Here is a 20,114-nt window from a genome sequence, read left to right as displayed (position 1 = left end):
GCGGGCGAGTACGGTGAAAGTACTGGGGACCTTCCGCACGTTGACGATCAAATCAGCGCCGCCCTCAGCGTTTCACCGTGACGGCCCCGTTCGCGGGTCGAGAGGGGAACGGCGACCATGACGCCGAACCAATTCCACACTTCCCAACCGGCCACCGCCGTCCCGCCTCCCGCTCCGCCGCCGGACCGCTCGGCAACGGTGCGACTTCGACTTGATCCCACGCCGCGTCACCTGGGCGCCGTGGACGGCGCGTGGTGGCCCTACTCCACCAACGCCGGTGACGAACTGCCCGGCCTCATCGCCGAGGTGGATCGCCGGCTGAAGGTGAAAGTGCTGCGCGTCGGCCTGCATCCCGACGCTTGGACCAATATCCCGCACCGGATACCGGCCAGCGGCCGCGTCATCAGGGTCGGCTGGTTCCGCTCCATCGACCTGCACCTGCTCAGCCTGCACACGGCCACCGGTGATAACTGGGAACTCCTGGTGATCCCACCCGAAACCGGCACGGCTGCGGCGGCGAACGCATTCAGGCTCGCCACCCAGGGCCGCGGCAGCGCCCGGCCCGCCGACATCCTCGTTCTAAGCGGCAGCGCCACCGACACATCAATGACCGCGCAAGCCGAATACCGGTGGGAGAACGAAGGCGGACACCTCGCCAGCGAATCGCCGTCATGACATGGGTCAGGGCTGCAACAGGTGATCGCCGGTCGAGCCCTCCCACGCTCCGATGTTCGCCCAGCAGTGAGCCTGTGCAGGGACGTGCAGTTCCCCAATAGGCAGTGCGCTACCTAATAGGAGGGCTTGGCGGCCCTGACATCCGAAGAGCAGATTCGTGGCCCCCGCTGCACGGGCGTCCGTCTCTGGACCAAGCTCACCGGCTCGCCGCGTTGCAAGAGAAGAGTCCGCTTGGCCCGCGCTTGGCCGTCAGTATGCCGCCACCGGGCGCAGCAGCCTGCGGGGGCCGTTCTGTCTTGGTCTTCAGATGATCGTCCTTAAGGGCCGACCTGACACTGCCCATCTAAACGATCTACCGTGTGCCCGATCCGTACACGCGAGCAAACAACGAGCAACCATCCGGGACCTGCTGGTCGCACCGAAGCCCCTCGCGGACGAGAAACCGCAGGTCAGGGCCATGATGATGAGCGCGCCCTGAGGGATTCGAACCCCCGACCGTCGGATTAGAAGCAAGATCTTTTAGTGCCGCGCGGTGCCGTTTGATGGTAATTGGTGCCGTCTCCGCGTCGATTGCGTGTCAGGCGATGCCGGGCACTGACAACACGTGATGGGGCGTGCGAGCACGCACCGAGCACGGCGACAGCCGCCACCGCACGTAGGCGAGCGCGGACGACAGGACACGTACGAAGCCAACCGCTGAAAACTACAGCACGCATTGTCGGTGGGCCGGTTTATGGTGATGCAGAGCACCGGGAGCGACCATGGATCATCTTCCCGTAGCCTGTCGTGCCCAACGCACCATGGCACTACGTCGGCTGGAACGTCTACCGACGCCAACGATGCCACCACACCTGGCAAGCAGGCCACCGCCCCAGCTAAAGAACGGAGCCAGTTCTGACTTGCGTAGGCGTGCCTGAGCATTCGAATGACGTTCCTAACGGAGTTAACACTGCAAGAATCGATCGCTGGCAAGATTCGTTAAGTCTGAGCAGCACGCACATACATGCAACCCGAAGCGGCAATGTTTGGAGGCGATGTGGCCAGAGGACCGGAGGCCAATGAGAGCGCTCGCAAGGAGCTCTGGAGGCTGGCGAACGGCATGTGCCAGATGTGCCGGCAGGAATTGGACCCTGGAACCACGGGACGCACACCAACGGCCCAGACGGCTCACATCGTGGCGCTTAGCGATCGCGGGCCGCGGGCGGATCCCGCCCTGTCAATCGACGCCAGAAATGCTGTGCCGAATCTCATGTTGCTCTGCCCGAACTGCCACGGCATTGTCGACAAGAACAACGGGGAGGCATACTCCGTTGAGGAACTCTCCAGGCTCAAGGCGGAGCACGAAATCTGGACGGCTGGGCTGAGGAAAGCTGGCCAGACGTGGAAGATGAGCTACAGCAGCATCGACTATCTCAACGTGCCGAGGGTCGCGATGCTTCCTGGTGGAGATGTCGTCCAACAGGCGGCTCAACGTGCAGGCCTTGACCCGACTCGGCCGTTTTCTGGGCAGGGGTTCGCTCCTGGAATATTCGTCGGAACGGTGCGCCCCGTCTTCGAGTCATGGCGTGAGCGCGCCGTTCCTCTGGACGAAGCGCGTCTCCCTGCGGTCGAGCAGGGAATGTACGTGGCTTTCAGCGCCTCGATGCGCAGCCGCAACACGTCCAGCCAGTCCCCTCACTTGTCCTTTCGGTTGGGTGGACGCACAGTCATAGTCCGTTATGACCCGAAGTGGCTCACCACCTCCACCGCTGGTTCGGACTTGGTCAGCGCAGAAACAGAGCAGGTCACCTATGCAGGAATCGGCCTTGTCGTGGGCACATCGGTTGACATGGTTCGGGTCTCCGCGCTCTTTTTCGGGAAGCCGCAAACTCCAGAAGGGGGGTTGATGAAGCATCTCCTGCAAGGCGGGAGGGAGACCGCGAGAACGCTCGCTGTCAGCGACTTCGAGACAGGCTTGCCGTCGCGCGGGTCGGAATTCCGGCCCCCAGGTACACCTCGCGACCCGAACAATGACGACGTCGCTGTGGCGCTGCACTTCAACGAACTTGAGGTCTACCCAGGGCAAATAGAGCGTGAGACATTCCGCCAGCTGATGCGTGTAGTACCGGAGTTCCGACGCAACCTCACCGTCGCCATTGGCACTCTCTTCATCCTCCCGACACCAACCGGCCCACCAAAGCCGTTCCACATTGCCGCAGCTCTCTTAGGAGGTGCGCCCAAGGTGTGGTCGACCCACTCCATCGACGGACTGGGCACGCTGCTAGCAAATGCAGAAGTGGCCTTCGCCCTCGTACACGGGGTTCGTAGAGGCGAACTCGACGATATCCACCAGGCGCTTCTGGACGGATCGGAGAGCTACCTTGGAGCAGTCGAAGTGAACCTCCGACGCCCCGCGCATCAGCATTTTTATGAAGTGAACCCCCGCTACCGACTCGTCGAGGCGGATCTCCGGCTGCTGTATAGCGCCATGGAGTACTACGGGGAGCTCAGCGATTGGGATCACAGACCTCATGATCTACTCACTGAGTGGGAAGGGGAGGAGGTCTTCAAGAGCGTGAGCTGGGAGGAGGACAAAGAACAGAGCGCTGCCGACATACGCCGGGCTGAGACGGAGGTGTCCGAGTGGATAGCCATGATGGACCGGGGGGATGCAGCAGCGGAGTAAGGGCCTGGGCTACATACGCACTTCAAGACGTTCTTGCCGATAGGGCCCGCTCGTCGCCCCAGCGCCGCGAGCAGCGCTGGAGGAGGCCTGCCGCCTGACTGATCCAGCGAGCCCCCAGGATCCGAGCATGGTCCGCGGGTAACTGGGCACGGCTGGCCGCGGAGAAGGGCGACATGGCCGAGGCCGTCGAGGGGTTCGACCTGGCGGTACGGCTGGTGCCCGCGGTGGCCTGGCACGGCCTGAGTCTGCCCGTCCGCCGGGAGAACCTGACCGAGTGGCCGGGCCTGGCAGCGGATGCGGCGGCCTGCGCGATCCTGGCCGGGCAGCCGGCCACCGCGGTCGAGCTCCTGGAACAGGGCAGATCGGTGCTCTGGCAGCAGATGCTCCACCTGCGCGGCGATCTGACCGAGCTGGCGCGGACACATCCTGACCTGGCGGCCAAGGTCTCCTCGCTCCGTACGGCGTTGAACTCGGGTCTCGACGCTCAAAACGACAACCTCGGTGAGGAGCGCAGGGCGCTGGCCCGGGAATGGGACCGGGTCGTGGGTGAGGTGCGCAAGCTGGACGGCTTCCGCCACTTCCTCGCCCCCACCCCCTACGACGAGCTGCTCCAGGCCGCTGGTGCAGGCCCCGTCATCATCGTCAACGCCAGCCAGTACGGCTGCCATGCCCTCATCGTGCGCCCGGGCCGTCCCGCCCCCGAGGTGCTCAGCCTGCCGAAGCTGACGCTGGCCGACGCCCATGCCCATGCCCATGCCGGAAGGCTGATGTCGTCGATCATGGCGCGCCCGCGCACCTTCCTGGAGCGTGAGAGGCGCCGCCACGCCATCCACGACACCCTCGACTGGCTCTGGGACACTGTAACGGGCCCCATCTTGGACGCCCTCGCCCCAGAGCCGGGGCAGCGCGTGTGGTGGTGCCCGGTTGACGTCCTCAGCTTCCTGCCCCTGCACGCCGCGAGCCACCACCCGCGGCACCACACCGTCGCCGACACGGACGGATGGGCGCTGGACCGGGTCGTCTCCTCCTCCATGCCCACCCTCGGCGCGCTGCTGCGCAGTCGTGAGCGGGCCGCACGGCCGGCGCCGTTCCACCAGCTAGCCGTCGGGCTCCCGCGGACGCCGGGCTGGGCCTAATTGCCAGGTGTGGAGTCCGAACTGGCGGCGATGAGCTGTGTCCAGCCACCCGACCGACTGCTCATCGGGGACGGTGCCACCCGCCATGCGGTGCTTGCCGCTCTCCCGGAGCACGGCCAGGTGCATTTCGCCGGTCACGCCTTCCAGGACTTCCGCGAGCCGGACCGCAGCGCGCTCATCCTGCACGATGGGCCGCTCACCGTGGCTGAACTGGCCACGCTTGACCTGCCCGGCGCCGAGTTGGCCTACCTGTCGGCCTGCGAGAGCGCGGCGGGCGCACCCGTCCTGGCCGATGAGTCGATCCACCTGGCGTCGGCCCTGCAGCGCATCGGCTACCGCCATATCCTGGCCGCGATATGGCCGTTGCCCGATCGGGCCGCGGCGGCCATCGCCGGAGCTTTCTATGAGACCGCCAGCGCGACCTCACCGGCCGTGGCTCTGCACCGCGCGGTCGGCGAGCTGCGCGCCGCTGACCCCACCGATCCCAGCCGGTGGGCCTCCTACCTCCACCTCGGCCCCTGACCCGCGAGAGCGGACATCCATGGACGATCCCGAAGTCCCCTACCTGAAGACCTCGGCCTACGAGTGGACGGCCCGGGCCTTCGAGATGCTGGAGGCCGGCACACTGATCGCCGCGGTGTTAGCCACCGACGCCATCATCTCCACCCGGGTCGAGGGCCCCTGCCCCCGCTGCACCCACCACCTGAGCGACCGGCAGACGGCCAGCGCGGTCTCCAGCACGCTGCCCGGAGAGCGCGGAGTGGCCGACGCCGACGTCATGGGCGACGTGGTGCAGATCGACGTCACCTGCGCGTGCGGGCACCCCCACGCGGGCGCTCCCGAAGCCGCACAGAGCTGCGGCGCGAGCTTCCGGATCAAGTTCGAAGTGGACGAGACGGCGTGAGCAGCGGCCCCAAAGCGGTCCGGCCGCGCAAGCCACAACATCCACCCTCCGCGACAGACCTGGCCGAGCGTGACCGCTTCGCGGCATTGGCACAGTCCTCCCTTACCACCGTCAAGTCTGGCGCAACGGGCTGGCCGCGTTCATCACGCTGGTGACCACCGGCGTGGTGATCAAGGGGCGCGATACGACCGCGAACCTCGACCCGGAATGGAGGGTGGCCGTCACCCTGTTCATCGGCCTCGGGCTGGCGCTGTCGCTACCACGTCGCTCTCGCCAAGACCGCGGCCCGCCGGTTGGCCCGTGCCCGAATCCTGGTCGGCATCGCGTTGGTGTCGCTCCTGCTGGGAATCGTCGCGACCTGGTGGGCGCCCGACGGCACAGCGCGCCCGCCGGCGTTCCTCAAGGTCACCCATGTCGGCGGACGGCGGCACGGTCCGGCTGAAGGTCGCAGGAGCCCATGACGCCGCGGCGATAGGGGTTGGCACGATCAGCAACATGGCCGTCGTGACGGTATGCCACTGATATCGGGCACGCAGTAGGACTCTTGGAATCGCCTCGCCCCTCCCCGGCATCACGGACCTGCTAGTGGTCCGTCACCGAGCTCGGACGAGTAATTGATCTCCGGCGGGTCCCTATTTCACGACGCCACGCCTCTACCAGCGGAAACTCTTACACCACTTCCGTGGACGCAACCTTCTCCGGCGCGCAAATACCAGAATCTCTGCGTCTTTGGACGCCTGCGACCGGGCGAGCAGCGCGATCCAACCGAATACCCGTAAAACGATCAAATACAACAGCCGCAGAGCCATCCTGCGATCCTGCCGGAGCCGAGCCATCGAGCACAGCAAAACCCCAGATCAAACCCCGTGACCCAGTATTTGGCACCTACACGCTCGCCGAGCGCTGGCCTCGGCTGGGTGATCAGAAGCACATCGCAGACGCGTACCCGCGCGCCTCCCCGCCGGAGCACTCGCCCCGCACGCCAACGGCCCCCTGGTGCGCCCGGTCGGGACTCATCGCGGCAGCTCCGACCGCCTCACCCCGGAGCTTCCCGTACTCCGGACACTTGACCTGAGGTCGCCCCTGATCGAATGCGAGCCCTAATAGCTAGGCGCGTGCTGGGGGCAGGCCGTAGCGGCTGACGGCCAGGTACGTCTCCGGCGTCGCCGCTTCGAGGAGCCCCTCGTCGCCTTCCAGGTCGAGTTCTGGCTCCTGGGGACGGCGCAGCAGATCGCTCCAGTCGCTTGTCGCTCCCCGCTCGTAGGCGTCGCGGAGCAGGGGGCGCAGCCGGGGGCGGGCTTCCTCCTGCTGCTCGCGGAAGATCCGCCGCTGGGTGAGTCGCTGTTCTTCCTGAGCGTCATTGCTGAGTTCCTGGACATCGGCCGGCTGATCCTCGGCGCGCAGCCCCGGGGTGCGCTGGGCGATGGCCAGGTCTTCCTCGTGGAGACGCTCGCAGGCAGCGAACAGCTTCCGGGACATGCCGAGGTGAACCTCGGTTCCGGGGATGCGGCAGGTGAGGAAGTCATCGAGACCCGTGGAACGGATCCTGGCGCGCAGGATGTGCCGCTCGGTGTGGCGCATTGCTCCGCGGGCTTCGGCCCGCATGACGCGGGTGAGGTCGTCGCCTTCCAGGGGCGTGGTCAGCCCGGAGCGCCGATGACGGGACGCGCGGTCGGCGAGGACGGGCACGGTGCGCAGTTGCGATGCGGGAGCGGAGCGCAACGCCAGGTAGGCGAGCATTTGGGCGCGGGCCGCGCCGATGAGCGCGTCGTCGCTGTCGCCGAGACGGTCTTCGAGATTGCCTGGGCCGACCCCTGACTCATCGTCGATATCGAATCCGGCTGGGGTGAGCGGCGGCTGTCCGAAGTGCAAGTCGTGGTCAATGGTGAGGAAGAGGTCGTCTCCGGGTCGCACACAAGCTGCGACCAGGACGGTGCGGTGGGCATACGAGCCGAGGATCTTGCTGCCGGCGGCCAGTTGCGCCCATCCCTTGCGGAGCGTGCTGAGGCCCACGTCGCCACCCTTGGCCTCGATCAGCCAGTACAAATCCTCTTCCTGGTGCTGCCCCCATAGGTCGGGCAGCTTCTCCTTCGGATCCTTGAACGTGTTGATCAGGGCGGGGATCGGGCCACCAAGTTCGAGGTGCTCGGTCTGACCGAGGCCCAGCAGTGAACGGCAGGCCCACTCGGTCATCGTCATACCCAACCGGTAGGCGGCTGCGTTCTTCGCGCTGCGCTCGGTACCGTACGCATACACCGGGTTCAGGGTCAGGCGCCGACCCTTGGTGCCTCGTACGGGGAACTGAGGCATGACGGGGTGCATGCCCAGATAGGCGTACAGCGGGGCAACCCGGGCGACGAGTTCCCCGTGTGCATACCGCGGCTGATTCTGCAAGTGCGGGGTGACGTCGCGTCCGACCTCAATGGCGGCCTTGATGATCTCCCGCCATGTGGTGGTTGAGACATACCAGCCGTCGGTCGCCGGGAACCCGCCCGACCCCGCCCACGGCTCTTGCTTAGCCGTCCGCCACTGCCTCCTGGGCTTCTTCGCAGGCTCGTTACGGAAAAGGACCGGTACGTCGAAACTGTCGTCGTAGGTGAGCGGTGGCTCGTCGGGGACGTGTGCGGGGATCATGTGGATCACTCTGGCATGGTCGGATCGCTTCCGGCGCCGGGTGTGGGGATGCCGGCGGGTTCCCAGTGGGAGCCATTCGGTTGGCCTCGGGAGCGAGTGTGGGGCTCAAGAACTCGAGTACTTCAGGCGCAGAGAGGCGCCGAATGGCTGGTCCGGGTCACTCGGGATCATATTTCGTGATCTTGTCGGTGGTGTACGCCGTCACTCGGCGTCTGTTGTCTGCAGCGTGTCCAGTCTTTTGTGTAAGCAGGTGACGGTCGATACGTTGTGCGATCCCAAGCGGGTAACTGCTGGATCTTGGGTTGAGGGTTTTGCTGCCGGTCTCTCGCCTGATGGGGTCACAGGGGCAGGCGGCCGGGGAAGGTGATGGCGAGGGCGTTGAGGGCGCGTTTCCAGCCGTAGGTGCCGGTGCCGCGCTCGCCGCGAGTGCAGGCAAGGCCCTCGCCGTCGATGTGGCGTCCGCTGATACGGCGCAGTCCCAAGATGGGGTCACTTCGGTTCGACGGACACCGCTGATGTGGTGGATCAGGCCGCGAGGGCCTCGTAGGCGGCGAGACTACGGTAGCCAAGGCTGCTGTGGAGCCGGTGCAGGTTGTACCAGCTCTCGATGAACTCGAAGATCGCGCTGTGGGCGGCAGCCCGGCTCGGCCAGACCTGCCCATCCAGCAGTTCCCCTTTCAAGGTGCCGAAGAACGACTCGGCCAGCGCGTTGTCCCAGCACTGCCCCATGCGCCCGACCGAGAGCCGCACCCCCGACTCTTGGGCGAGCTGGGCGTAAGAGCCGCTGGTGTACTGGGCGGATTCAACTGGTCGTCGCAACACCTCGATCGTCGAGGAGGATGTTGTGGCGCAGGGAAGGGCGCGTGCGGCGATTCAGGCCGGTCGCCCGCCACTTCGGTCACCAGGGCGGCCCCCGGTCAATCGGCGCGAGGAGCGGCAGCGTTTCTGGCTGCTGATCGCCCAGGGGCTATCAAGCGAAGAGGCCGCTATCGCATGCGGCGTGTCGGCCCCGCTGGGGCCGCGCTGGTTCCGCGAAGGTGGCGGGATGCCGCCGATCAGCCTGGACCCACCCTCAGGCCGCTACCTATCATTCGCCGAACGCGAGGAGATCGCCGTGCTGCGCGCCAAGGAGTGCGGAGTGCGGGAGATCGCCCGCCGTCTGGGACGAGCCCCGTCGACGATCTCGCGGGAGCTGCGGCGCAACGCGGCGACCCGTGGCGGCCGTCTGGACTACCGGGCCTCGGTCGCACAATGGCACGCCGACCGCCAAGCCCGCCGACCCAAGGTGTGCAAGCTCGCCGCCAACGACCAGCTGCGGCAGTATGTGCAGGATCGGCTGGCCGGCATGGTCTGCGCCCCGGACGGCGGTGAGGTTGAAGGACCACAGGTCCGCTGGATCGGGCGACGCCACGGGCGCCGCCAGGACCGGCGCTGGGCGACGTCATGGAGTCCGCAGCAGATCGCGGGCCGGCTCCCGGTCGATTTTCCTGAGGATGAGACGATGCGGATCTCGCACGAGGCCATCTACCAGGCCTTGTATATCCAAGGCCGCGGCGCGCTGCGCCGCGAGCTGACGGCCTGCCTGCGCACCGGCCGTGCGCTGCGGGTGGTCCGGGCCCGGGGCACCCGCACCGGCCGTGCGCTGCGGGTGCCCCGGGCCCGGACCCGCCAGCGCGGAAAGAAGTTCGTCAGCGAGGAAGTGCTGATCAGTCAACGGCCCGCCGAGGCCGCCGACCGCGCCGTGCCCGGGCACTGGGAAGGCGACCTCATCATCGGCTTGGACAGTTCCGCGATCGGCACGCTGGTCGAGCGCACCACCCGCTACACGATGCTGCTGCATCTGCCCCGGATGGACGGCTACGGCGAGGGCCAGCGGGTCAAGAACGGCCCGGCGCTTGCCGGGCACGGCGCCGAAGCCGTCCGCGACGCCATCGCCGCCACGATCGCTACGCTGCCCGAGCACCTGCGTAGGTCACTGACCTGGGGCCAGGGCGCGGAGATGGCTCAGCATGCTCAGCTGCGCATCGACACCGGGCTGGAGGTCTACTTCGCCGACCCGCACAGTCCTTGGCAGCGCGGCACCAACGAGAACACCAACGGCCTGCTCCGGCAGTACTTCCCCAAGGGAACAGACCTGAGCAGGCATACCCGAAACGATCTGGACGCAGTCGCCGCCGCGCTCAACAGCCGCCCCCGCAAGACACTCGGCTGGCGTACTCCCGCTGAGACGTTCAATGAGCATCTATGCTCGCTGACAGGCAGTGTTGCAACGACTCCTTGAACCCGAGCTGGCAGCCGCGGTCCGAGTGGAAGATCACCTCTCCTTGCGGACGTCGCTGCCGGCACGCGGCCTGCAGGGCGTCGGCGACCAACTCGGTGCGTAGGTGGTCGGCGGTGGCCCAGCCGACCACGCGGCGTGAGGCGATGTCGATGACCGTGGCCAGATACAGCCAGCCTTCGCCGGTGGGGATGTAGGTGATGTCGCCGCACCAGCGGGTGTCGAGTGCGGCCGGATCGGGCTGGAAGTCCCGACCGATGAGGTCAGGCCGCCCATCGGCGGCTGGGTCGGGGATGGTGGTCAGTGGGCGGCGGCGCCGGTGACGGCCCGCGAGTCCGGCCTGGCGCATCAGCCGGGCCACACGCCGACGGCCGCACCGCTGGCCTTCGCCATGCAGGACAGCGTGGACGCGAGGCGCGCCGTAGGTGCCGCGGGAGTGGACTGGCCCCGTCACGACTCCCGAGCAGAAACGATTTCCATCTGACAGCCTCGACCGACGCTCATATGCTGCCGATCAATGGAGGCGGCGTGGCGTGCCGCTGAACCAGGCGACAGGAGGACGGTGGGCGTGACGGACGTGGAAACCTACATCGGGCAGGTGTGGAGCCCCGACGTTCGGCTACTGGTCGAGGAGGCGTGGCGCTGCTACAACGCGGGCGCGACACGTGCCTGCATTGCCGCAACCTGGACCGCGGTCACCGCAGACGTCATCACTAAGCTCATCCGGCTGGCCGACGACGGCGACACCTCAGCGATCCCGTTCCGCACCACCATTACCCAAGCACAGGCCAAGGGATTGAACAAGGATGGCGTGCGCGCCATGCAGCTTATCGAATCGACACTTCTGGACAATGCCGCCGAGTTCGAGCTGATCGACTCGATCGGAGTGCGCGAGTTGGAGCGCATCCGCGAGGACCGCAACCTGTGCGTACACCCCTCGCTGCGCAATCTCGGCGACGTCTACGAGCCGCGACCCGAAGTGGCTCGCAGCCACCTGGCCGTCGCGTTGACCACGTTGCTGATCCACCCGCCTACGCAGGGCCGAAAGGTCGTCGCCGAATTCGCCGACTACATCTGCGATCCATACTTCGTGCCGACGGCCCCGCACATCCAAGCCATCTTCTTCGACCGAGTCCGCTCCGCCGCTCGCAGGAGCATCGTCGCATTCGCCGCCAAGCACGCATTACTTGAACTCGATCCGGACGGACGGCTGCCGGCTGCGGAGCACGCAGACCGGATGGCTGTCGCCCTGACCTCCTTCGCCAATCGCGACCGCGAAATGGTCCGCACGGCCGTGGCACAGCAAAGCGAGCGATTCCAACTGCTAGACGGCGCCACGCAACTGCGGGTTCTCGTGCGACTGGGCTACGAGGACTACTTCTGGAGCATCGTGGACCAGGCCCTGGCTACCCGACTCCATGCCATGTTGAACGCCTCGGTCACTGTCAATGATTGGGAACCGCTCCCAGCAGGCATAGCGGCGAGTCTCGCGCTGGTCCGCAGCCCGTATGCTCGCGAACGGCTGTCGTTCCTCGAAACACACTTCACCTCGTTGCCCTGGGCCCATCGGCTGATAGTGGCGTCGTCGCGTCCCGATCCGTACTTCGTGCCCGCGGTCCAGCAGGTCATCCGGGAAGCGGGGAGCTATCGCTCGGGCGAACAGGCTGGCCGACTACTCGTACAGCACGCCCCCTTCCTGACCGTCGAGACGCTGCGCTCCGCGTTGGGCGACTGGTGCGCGAACGATCAGTGCCGTCGAGCAGCAGAAATGCCGGAATTGGTGGTGTCGCTGTTCCGCGGAACGGCACACCTTGGCTCGGTTCGGTCGGTGGTGTTCACCGAGTTCCTGACCAACGTGCGGGCGCTGGAAGGGCAAGACGATTACTACAGCTACCCCGAATTGGAAGCGGCGATGTGCAACACCGGGTACATCCAATAGCTGTTGCGCGACAAAGATTGATTCCGGGGAGTCGTCGATCAATGGACCGCACGCTTCAAGAACAAATCTCAGCATCCATCAAATCAGCTGACGCGCGAACGAGTGCTCGACATACTCGGCGAGGATCTTTCCTCTCGCACAAAGAATATAGTCTCTGCGGAACGGCAGGCGCTTGTCGATACATACCGTTCGTGGGGTGACCGATATGCAACGTCGCTAATTGCCCTAGAAGATCAACGCGAAGCTGCAGCTGTCCGACTGGAGTCGCGCCTGCGAGGGCTTGGTTATACCGCCGGTATGTGAAGAGAGCATTGGTGGAACCCGCCCCGTTCCATGGCGCCATCATCGAGAATCACTGGACATATGATGATTCGGTTTGACGGGTGATGCCGGGACGGGTGAGGATGATCTCATGGCGGCTGACTTCAGCTTGGGCGTGCTCACCGATGTCATGAAATCCGCGTGCCGTACGGCTGGGCTGAATTCGCAGGGTGCAGAGCTACTGCGGCTGGGGGAAAACGCCATCTACAGGCTCGCGTCCGAGCCTGTCGTCGTGCGGATCGCTCGCGGCCAGGAACGGTTACCCGTCGTGGAGAAAGAGCTCTGCGTCGCCTCCTGGCTCCAGACCGCCGGCGTTCCCGCCGTCCAGGCGTACTCCGAGGTTGCGCAGCCGATCGTCGTCGACGGCTATCCCGTCTCCTTCTGGAAAGCCGTCACGCCGGACGAGCCGTCACCTGGGCCTGCCGACCTCGCCGAGTTGCTCCGTGTGTTCCACGATGCCGGCGATCCGCCGTGTGAGCTGCCGGATTTCGACCCGCTCTACCAGGTGGAGCCTCGGCTGGACGCGGCACGAGCCGTACGGGATGAGGACCTGGACTTCCTACGTGCACGGTGCCGAGAGCTGGTCAAGCGCTATGCCGAACTGGAATTCGCCCTGCCGCACGGGCCGATCCACGGGGACGCGCACACGGCGAACCTGCTTCGGGCCGACGGGCAGGCAGTGTTGCTGGACTTCGAGGTCGTGGCGCGCGGGCCGCGGGAGTGGGACCTCATGCCCACGTCGATCTCCGGACAGCGTTTCGGTCTGCCGGAGGAGCAGTATCGGGCGTTCTGCAATGCCTACGGGTTTGACGTGCGGAGCTGGCAGGGCTACACGGTTCTACGGGACGTTCGTGAACTGACCATGACGACCTGGCTCATGCAGAACGTCGGCGAGGATCCCCGCATCGCCGAGGAGTTCGCGCATCGGGTCAGGTCCCTCCGCGAGGGAGACCGCGACGTTGTCTGGCATCCGTTCTAAGCGGCAAGCCAACAGCAAACGACTCTTCGACCCGCCCGCGCAGCGCGACTGCGTACGGCTGACCAACATCTACGCCACGCCCTGGCACCTCCCCGAGGACGCCGATCACGCGCTGCCAGTGGAGTACCTGCGGCTCGGCCGGCTGGAGGAGTACTTCACCGGATCAGCCGCACAGTTGCCGAAGGTGATCCAGCGGATCGATCTCGATCACGACCAGATCGCTTTCCGACGCTGGGATCGTCTCCGCGTACTGACCGGCGCCCGGTTATGGCTGCTGGTGGTCCCGTCCAGGCAGATCGTCGCCGTACTCAGCCTCGATGTGAGCTGCGAGCTGGCACACACGATCGACTTGCTGGAGGACTGCTACTACCTCGATGTGAAAGTCGGAGACCAGACCGTCACGACGCTGGCCGCCGAAGCACTCGGCATGGAGGGTGTGTTCCTGCCCGAGCGGCACCAGATTGCCTTCGGGCCGAAGATGTCCGCGGCCAAATGCGATGACATCGTGCAGCGGGTCATCTACCGCAGCGACCTGCCGTACCGGAAGGAGTTCAGCGCGATCACCTACCCGGTGGAGCTGAACCGGAGACCTGACGCGGTGGCCGCGGTCGGGCCGTACGTCAGCGTTCTGTGCGGTCAGCAGGACTACGTGGAGAACACCGTCTTCCTGTCCGCGGTCCAGGGCGTGGCCAGCGCGGCGCGATTACGCGAGATCCGGTCGGCGGCCTACTGCGCGGTGTCCACGTTCCGGGCCGGCGACCGTACGCACCAGGGTACACAGATGCGGCGCAAGACCCTGGAGAGCCTGAGCGGCAAGCTCGGAGACATGGAGCTGGACCTGAGCTACAGCGTCGAAGCGACGGCGGACCTCGGCCTGCTCGTCCCCTCGCTGCGCGTGGTCGGCTACCACGACGCCTTGTATGAGGCGATGGGATTGGTGGCCAAGGCCGAGACCGTCGCCCGCATGCTCCGCCGCCTTGAGCGGGCCACTGCCGCCGAGCTGACCGCGATCGAAAGCCAGGAACGCCGTGCGGACGAAGACCGGCGGCTGCGCTGGACCGTGGCTATCGGGTTCGTGTCCACGGTCGCCGTTCCTGTCGGACTGATCCTCGCGTTCCTCGGCATCAACGCCAGCGAGGTCGACGACAATACGTCGATGTTCGACACCCGCTACCTGCCCGTATACGCGCTCGCCATTGTCCTCTTGCTCGTCGGCGCACTGGTATCGGCCGCGCTGTACGCCCAGCAACGCCGCGCCATGCGCCGCAACGGCCGATCGCATGACCCGGCAGAATAGGGCTCTTCGCAGTTGAGGGTGTAGTCGGGGTGCGAGCGGCGATCGCCAGGTAGGGGTCGAGGTTTTCAGGATGGAAGCTCCTACGCTCACCGTCCGCCGGCCCGCAGACTGACAGTCGCGGTCCTACTGGGCGCTCGGCCTTGAAGTCCTGCAGATCGAGAGCACCGGAAGGACCGCAGACGATGCCGCGACCTGGCGGAACGGCTCGAGTGAGGCCTACACAGGCTCACTGGGGCGGTTCAACCGAGAGCCCACGCGGCTGACGACTGGAGCCCTCACTCAGCCTTCCTCTCTCGATCCTGCAAGACCTTGAGGGCGATCGCGACGCTCCCGACGGCGATGCCAGCCGCCACGGGCCCCGCCTTCTCGAGTGCCTTGTCCCTCGCCTCCGTGGCCGCGTCCATCCATCGTCTCGCCTCCCATGACTGGCGGCCGGACTCGATCCCGAGCAGCCCGTGGAAGTCAAGGACGCCGGTCGCGACATGGTTGCTCGAATCCACCACAGCCCGGGACGCAGTCGGGTGCAGCAGCACCTTGGCATTGGCCGTGCCGACAGCCACATTCATGCGGGCCAAGAGAGACTCGGTGCTCCGTGAGATGAGTTCCAACCGGTCATGCCGGGCAGCCTTCAGTCCGCGACGATACGCGTCCAGTTCCTCCGGAGACGCGTCCAGCACCCGGTCGAGTTCAAGCACGTCGATCGCGTCCTGCAGTTGGAAGCAGCGAGCCAGAACCGCGAGCCACTCCTGAACCTCCCGCTTTGCTTCCTTGGCCGTCTTGGCGAGGCCACGGATCTTGGTCTCCCGCTCCATCTTCTCCGCGATTGCTTTGAGTTGAAGCAACGCGTACGCCTGGGTTGACGCGATTGTCTCCGGCGTGTTCTGCACCGTCGACCATAGGGTCTCCGACACCCGGCCCACCTGATCTCGGATGGTCATGGCCCGCCCGATCACGTCGCCCGCTCCGATCATGTCCGCCAACTCAGCGTCCTTCTGGTTGCGGAGCACGTCGTCGACCTTCTCGTCGATCCTGGCGAGATAGGCGGTGATCTCGGCCATGGACTGTTGCATCGCAGCCTGCGCCATGATGCCCGCGACACCAGAAAGCATCGCCGGGTTCAGAAGCGAGCGGGGCCTCTTCACGAATTCGACGAATGCCCCGATCTGGCCGCCCTTCTTCCCCAGGACCACACCTGTGGGGAGCCCCGTCTTCGTGGCTTTCCTCAGCCCGTACTTGTTGACTAGGTGTGCTGACTCTTCAGTCAGCTTCAGCCAGCGGCCTGAGTTGGCGCCAATCTCGGAACCTGCCTGCGCTACTACGGCCCCTGTACCGAGGACGGACTTGAGCCGCTGTCCGAGGTCCTTCGACGACGACCACAGGCCCTCCGAGACGAGGAATTCTTCGACAGCCGTCGGATCCCCGGTGATCGCCAGGCCGTCGCCGTCGCTGATCAACTGAATCTCGCTATCCATCGTCGGCTCCTACAGTGGCTCCTCGCAGGTGAGGGTAGTCGGGGTGGTCGAGGCCTCCCGCCCGGGCCAACGACGCGCTGACCTTCATCGCACCCCCAACTGTGAAGAGCCCAGAATAGACGGTTCCCCTCACTCTGAGCTGGTCACTGGCGTAGGGCGATGATGTCGCCAGACACAGGCTGCTCCTTCTCGTTCATCGAGAGCAGCGCGGCGGTCTTCTCGGCGGCGGCTTTGGCGACTTCGGGAAAGACGCTCGTGTAGGTGTCGGCGGTGAAGGCGCTGGAGGTGTGGCCAAGGGTCTCCTGCACGACCTTCATCTCTACTCCCGCAGCGAGCATGAGCGAGGCCGCGCCGTGTCTGAGGTCATGCAGCCGGATCGGTGGCAGACCGGCCATGTAGGCGAGCCACAGGAACTGGTCGGAGACGTACTGCGGGTGGAGCCGGTCCCCGTCCTCCTGGGTGAAGACGAACCCGGTGTCCTTCCACGCCTCCCCGAGCGCCATCCGTTCCTGCAGCTGCCTCGTCCGGTGCGCGCGCAGGATCGCGATTGTGTCGGAATCGAGAGCAAGGGTCCGTTCTGAGGCATCGGTCTTGGGCTTACCTTCGTGGACACCCCAGGCAAGCTGGACGAGCTGCCAATTGATCGTGAGCATCCCCGCCTCCAGGTTGACGTCCTTCCAGCGCAACCCGCAGGCCTCCCCACGCCGAAGCCCTCTCACGGTGATCAGCCGGTACATCGCGAACAGGCGATGCTGTGCGGCCTCCTCCAGGAACAGCCGGGTCTGAGCAGGAGTCCACACCATGACCGACGAGGGCCGTGGCGAGCTGACATAGGCGTCGATCGGGTCCACTCGGCGCCCGCCACGGCGCTGCTTCTCTGCGGTGAAGTAGTCGCGGAAGTCGGTCCGCCACTGCTTCACACGCTCGTCGGTCCACACCAGCGCCTTGGGCCGCGCCCTTGGGGGCATCTCCAGCACGGCGGCGGGGTTGAAGTCGATCAGCCGATCCTGGCGGATCGCCATGTTGAGCGCGTGCCGCAAGGTGGCGCGGATGCTGTGCATGGTCGAGACGCCGATCGGCCGCCGGTACTTCACGCTCGCCCGGATCTGCGGATCACCACTTCTACGCTGATCGGTGATGGTGGTGTTGAACTCCTCGATCTCGTCGAACATGTCGGCGATGTGGCTCACCTTCAGTCGATCCAATCGCAGATGCCCGAGGTATGGGATCAGGTAGAGCCGGATATGACCCTCATACGAGCGGCGGGTGGTCTCCTCGATCGTGCGCTTGCGCTTGAGGAACTCCTCCAGCCACGCCCCCACCGTGATCTCGACGCCCAGATCATGACCCCTGCGGACCTTACGGCGGACCGTCTCGGCACCGGGCAAATTTCCTGTCTCCGCAAGCGTCTTCTTGATCAGGTCGGCGATCTGCACCCGGGTCTTCGGCTCCAGGGGGTCGGCCAGCGCCAGTAGTTCCCGCACCTGGGCGAGTTCGGTCTCGGCCACATCCTGCGACTCGAACCCGCCACGGCGTAGCGGACCGCGCCGCTTGCCCTCAGCAGTGGGCGGCAGTTCGAGTTGGTAGTTCCAGCTCCCATGGCGGTGACTCCATGCCCCGCCTGGGCGGCGGAGCTTCGGACACTTTTGCCCGTACGGCTTGCCGTTCCCGTCCTTGCAGGAGCAGCGTTTGAACGTCGTTCCTTCAGCCATGCGCGTCCTCCTCGGTGTCACAGTGGTCGCTGAGCAGGGCGAGCAGCGCGCTGGTGGGCACCAGGTAGCTCTTGCCGATCCGGATGATCCGGCAAGGGAACTCTCCGGTTCGCGCGAGCTGGTACGACTTGGTACGGCCCAGCCCCAGTGCTCGCCCCGCTGTGACCAGGTCGACCACGGCGGGTAGTTGCTGGATCTGCGCCAGCGTCAGCCCCGGCTTCATCGCATTCCCCGCGGAACGCGCTGCCGTACGACTGACGCCAGCTCACCCCAGGCGGCCACCATCTGGCGGAATCCGCCGACGTCCCTGACGGCCGCACAGAGCGGACGCCATCGACGCTCGTCTCGATCCCTCTGGTCAAGCCCGTCCCTCATGCCGCACCCCTGGGTGTACGGAAGATCAGAAGGTCTTCGTGGGCGATGGCGTGGACCGGCAGGCCGCGGGCCTGCGCACGGCGGGCCTCATGCATCTGGAAGAACGACGCCCGGGACACGATCCCGTCATCGCGCAGACCGCACAGGAGCGCCGCGATCCGGTCGACGAGAATCAGCCCGACCTGCTGGCCGGCCTCCATGACCTGCCCGGGCAGGTCGACAAGCTCACCCCTCACTCGTATAGGCCGAATGGTGATGGCCACAACGCCGCCGGGCCGTAGCAACCGGCGGCAGCCGTACAGGATCTCGGTGAACCCGCCGATCAGCGTGGTCAGGTCGCGGTGGGCAAGATTCCCGGGATCCGCCGAATACCGATGGTTCAGCTTGCTGACGCCTGGTTCTCCGCTGTCGCGACTGGACCGCACATGGCCATGGGTGTAGGAGCCGTACGGTGGCGAGGTCAGCACCAGCGCCACACGACCCGCGCGGTCTCCGAGAAGGACGCGGATGCGGCGAGAGTCTCCGACGATCACGCGGCTGGTGCCGGTCGCACCCTGGCGGTGGGCGTGCAGCAGGTTCGCGACGGCGAGGTTGGCCCAGCGGGCCTCGTACTCCACGCCGACCGCCTCGCGTCCGAGGTGGACAGCTTCCACCAGTGTGGTTCCGATGCCGCACATGGGGTCGAGGACCAGGTCGCCGGGCTTGGTGTAGGTGGCGATGACCTGGGCGGCAATCGCGGGCAGCATCTTCGCGGGGTGGTTCATCGACGCGGACAGGTAGCGACCCGTCCGCTGGGTGCGGGAGGTCAGGTTGCCCGTCGCCCAGACCGAGGGCATCGTCATCGCGTACCTCCGTCGCTGGTGATCTTCGTGAACAGCAGGACGTCGGCGTGTACGCCGACCGTCACGGGCGGCGCAGGCCGCCGGACGTCGTAGAGATGGCCGAGGCCTTCGGGAGCGGCCTGGACGACCAACTCGCCTTCGCGTACGGGAACCCGCAGCGCGATGACGTGCTGGGTGTAGGCGAACCCGGCGGCGCGGGCGGCTCGGATCAGGGCAGGCGCCTGGTCGCGTAGCCGTTCGCCTTCGCGGTGGGGTGCGGTGACGACGGCGAGGTGTCCGCCGTCGCCGAGGACCTGCCACGCGCCGCGCATCACGGCGGGCCGCTCGCCCTCGTGATCGTCGTTGTCGGGACAGGCGGGGCACTGCTGTCCGGAAGGGCACGGCGGCGCGTAGATCACCAGATGAGCGGTTCCGGCCTGCTTGGCCAGCGCCGCGTCCATCTGCCGAGGCGACGACGGGCGCAGGTATATGCCGGTCAGATCCTTGGCAGGGAAGATCTCCTGGAGCTGGGCGCGGATGGCCTGGGCGTACGCGACCTTGGGCACGAGAGCGACCGCCTTCCGCCCTTGTAGTACGGCGCACGCGAGCGTGGCGGCGTTGACCGGGTGCGTCTCGACGATCAACTCGCCGGGCTTGGTGCACGCGGAGATGAGATGGCGGGCGAGCTCGATGCCGACCAGGGTGTTGCGGCGAGGACACCCTGTGGCGGCTCGGTCGTGTTCGGGCTGCTCGTCGGCGCAGAGCCAGACCGACAGCGGCAGCAACTGCCGGCCAGAGGTGGACGGTTTCGTCATTGCGCGGTGACCCGAGACGGTCACCGATCCCCAGCTACACCTGGAAATACCTCATGTCGCCCGCCAGATCGGACATGTGATCAGTGAGGTA

15 protein-coding genes and 2 pseudogenes are annotated in these 20,114 nt (G+C 66.2%); 8 read left to right on the top strand and 9 right to left on the bottom strand.

Annotated features, from left to right (window positions below; translation table 11 throughout):
• The first annotated feature begins 117 nt into the window (after positions 1 to 117).
• From QSK17_RS14440 to QSK17_RS14420, 4 genes and pseudogenes are all read left to right on the top strand, one after another.
• Entirely contained in the window at positions 118 to 675 is a 558-nt protein-coding gene (locus QSK17_RS14440; protein ID WP_285705208.1) for a DUF5994 family protein, read from the top strand.
• Positions 676 to 1,912: 1,237 nt separating this feature from the next.
• A complete protein-coding gene (locus tag QSK17_RS14435) occupies positions 1,913 to 3,340 on the top strand; it encodes a hypothetical protein (protein WP_285705207.1) in 1,428 nt (475 codons plus the stop codon).
• A gap of 173 nt (positions 3,341 to 3,513) precedes the next feature.
• Positions 3,514 to 4,998: pseudogene (locus tag QSK17_RS36150) on the top strand (CHAT domain-containing protein).
• 19 nt (positions 4,999 to 5,017) lie between these two features.
• Positions 5,018 to 5,380, top strand: coding sequence for a hypothetical protein (locus QSK17_RS14420; RefSeq protein ID WP_285705204.1), 363 nt, complete (start codon positions 5,018 to 5,020; stop codon positions 5,378 to 5,380).
• A 1,107-nt stretch (positions 5,381 to 6,487) separates the two neighbouring features.
• Here the strand turns inward: QSK17_RS14420 and QSK17_RS14415 are convergent.
• The 3 genes from QSK17_RS14415 to QSK17_RS14405 form a co-directional block, all read right to left on the bottom strand.
• The gene (locus QSK17_RS14415) at positions 6,488 to 8,014 is read right to left on the bottom strand and encodes a hypothetical protein (protein WP_285705203.1); all 1,527 of its coding nucleotides are present in this window, start codon (positions 8,012 to 8,014) and stop codon (positions 6,488 to 6,490) included.
• A 338-nt stretch (positions 8,015 to 8,352) separates the two neighbouring features.
• Complete coding sequence (locus QSK17_RS14410) at positions 8,353 to 8,496, bottom strand: hypothetical protein (protein WP_285705202.1); 144 nt, start codon at positions 8,494 to 8,496, stop codon at positions 8,353 to 8,355.
• Positions 8,497 to 8,539: 43 nt separating this feature from the next.
• Positions 8,540 to 8,833 (bottom strand): integrase core domain-containing protein, encoded by a 294-nt coding sequence (locus QSK17_RS14405; protein ID WP_285705201.1) that lies wholly within the window; start codon positions 8,831 to 8,833, stop codon positions 8,540 to 8,542.
• Between the two features lie 25 nt (positions 8,834 to 8,858).
• Between QSK17_RS14405 and QSK17_RS14400 the strand changes: the two genes are divergently transcribed.
• Positions 8,859 to 10,295 carry an IS30 family transposase gene (locus tag QSK17_RS14400; RefSeq protein WP_502889209.1) on the top strand — a complete coding sequence of 479 codons (1,437 nt, stop codon included), beginning with the start codon at positions 8,859 to 8,861 and terminating at the stop codon, positions 10,293 to 10,295.
• Positions 10,296 to 10,302: 7 nt separating this feature from the next.
• On the opposite strand, the pseudogene QSK17_RS14395 reads toward QSK17_RS14400, so the two are convergent.
• A pseudogene (locus QSK17_RS14395) lies at positions 10,303 to 10,725 on the bottom strand (DDE-type integrase/transposase/recombinase); the annotation flags it as partial.
• 135 nt (positions 10,726 to 10,860) lie between these two features.
• Here QSK17_RS14395 and QSK17_RS14390 point away from each other — a divergent pair.
• From QSK17_RS14390 to QSK17_RS14380, 3 genes are all read left to right on the top strand, one after another.
• Entirely contained in the window at positions 10,861 to 12,231 is a 1,371-nt protein-coding gene (locus QSK17_RS14390) for a hypothetical protein (RefSeq protein WP_285705200.1), read from the top strand.
• A 412-nt stretch (positions 12,232 to 12,643) separates the two neighbouring features.
• Entirely contained in the window at positions 12,644 to 13,531 is an 888-nt protein-coding gene (locus QSK17_RS14385; RefSeq protein WP_285705199.1) for a phosphotransferase enzyme family protein, read from the top strand.
• Positions 13,512 to 14,828 carry a hypothetical protein gene (locus QSK17_RS14380; protein WP_285705198.1) on the top strand — a complete coding sequence of 439 codons (1,317 nt, stop codon included), beginning with the start codon at positions 13,512 to 13,514 and terminating at the stop codon, positions 14,826 to 14,828. Before QSK17_RS14385 ends, QSK17_RS14380 begins: the two co-directional genes overlap by 20 nt.
• 275 nt (positions 14,829 to 15,103) lie before the next feature.
• Here the strand turns inward: QSK17_RS14380 and QSK17_RS14375 are convergent, their stop codons facing one another.
• From QSK17_RS14375 to QSK17_RS14355, 5 genes are all read right to left on the bottom strand, one after another.
• Positions 15,104 to 16,300: a hypothetical protein gene (locus QSK17_RS14375; RefSeq protein ID WP_285705197.1), complete on the bottom strand. Its 1,197-nt coding sequence runs from the start codon at positions 16,298 to 16,300 to the stop codon at positions 15,104 to 15,106.
• Between the two features lie 143 nt (positions 16,301 to 16,443).
• Entirely contained in the window at positions 16,444 to 18,012 is a 1,569-nt protein-coding gene (locus QSK17_RS14370) for a tyrosine-type recombinase/integrase (protein ID WP_285705196.1), read from the bottom strand.
• On the bottom strand, positions 18,005 to 18,235 hold the full coding sequence (locus tag QSK17_RS14365) for a helix-turn-helix domain-containing protein (protein ID WP_285705195.1): 231 nt from the start codon (positions 18,233 to 18,235) through the stop codon (positions 18,005 to 18,007). The genes QSK17_RS14370 and QSK17_RS14365 overlap by 8 nt, the downstream gene beginning before the upstream one ends.
• Before the next feature lie 148 nt (positions 18,236 to 18,383).
• A complete protein-coding gene (locus QSK17_RS14360) occupies positions 18,384 to 19,229 on the bottom strand; it encodes a TRM11 family SAM-dependent methyltransferase (RefSeq protein ID WP_285705194.1) in 846 nt (281 codons plus the stop codon).
• The gene (locus QSK17_RS14355) at positions 19,226 to 20,023 is read right to left on the bottom strand and encodes a hypothetical protein (RefSeq protein WP_285705193.1); all 798 of its coding nucleotides are present in this window, start codon (positions 20,021 to 20,023) and stop codon (positions 19,226 to 19,228) included. Before QSK17_RS14355 ends, QSK17_RS14360 begins: the two co-directional genes overlap by 4 nt.
• Positions 20,024 to 20,114 lie beyond the last annotated feature (91 nt).

This window comes from Microtetraspora sp. NBRC 16547 (assembly GCF_030268965.1).
GTDB lineage: Bacteria > Actinomycetota > Actinomycetes > Streptosporangiales > Streptosporangiaceae > Microtetraspora.
Note: the sequence above shows the minus strand (reverse complement) of the source record. Positions and strands in the feature narration are given on the sequence as shown.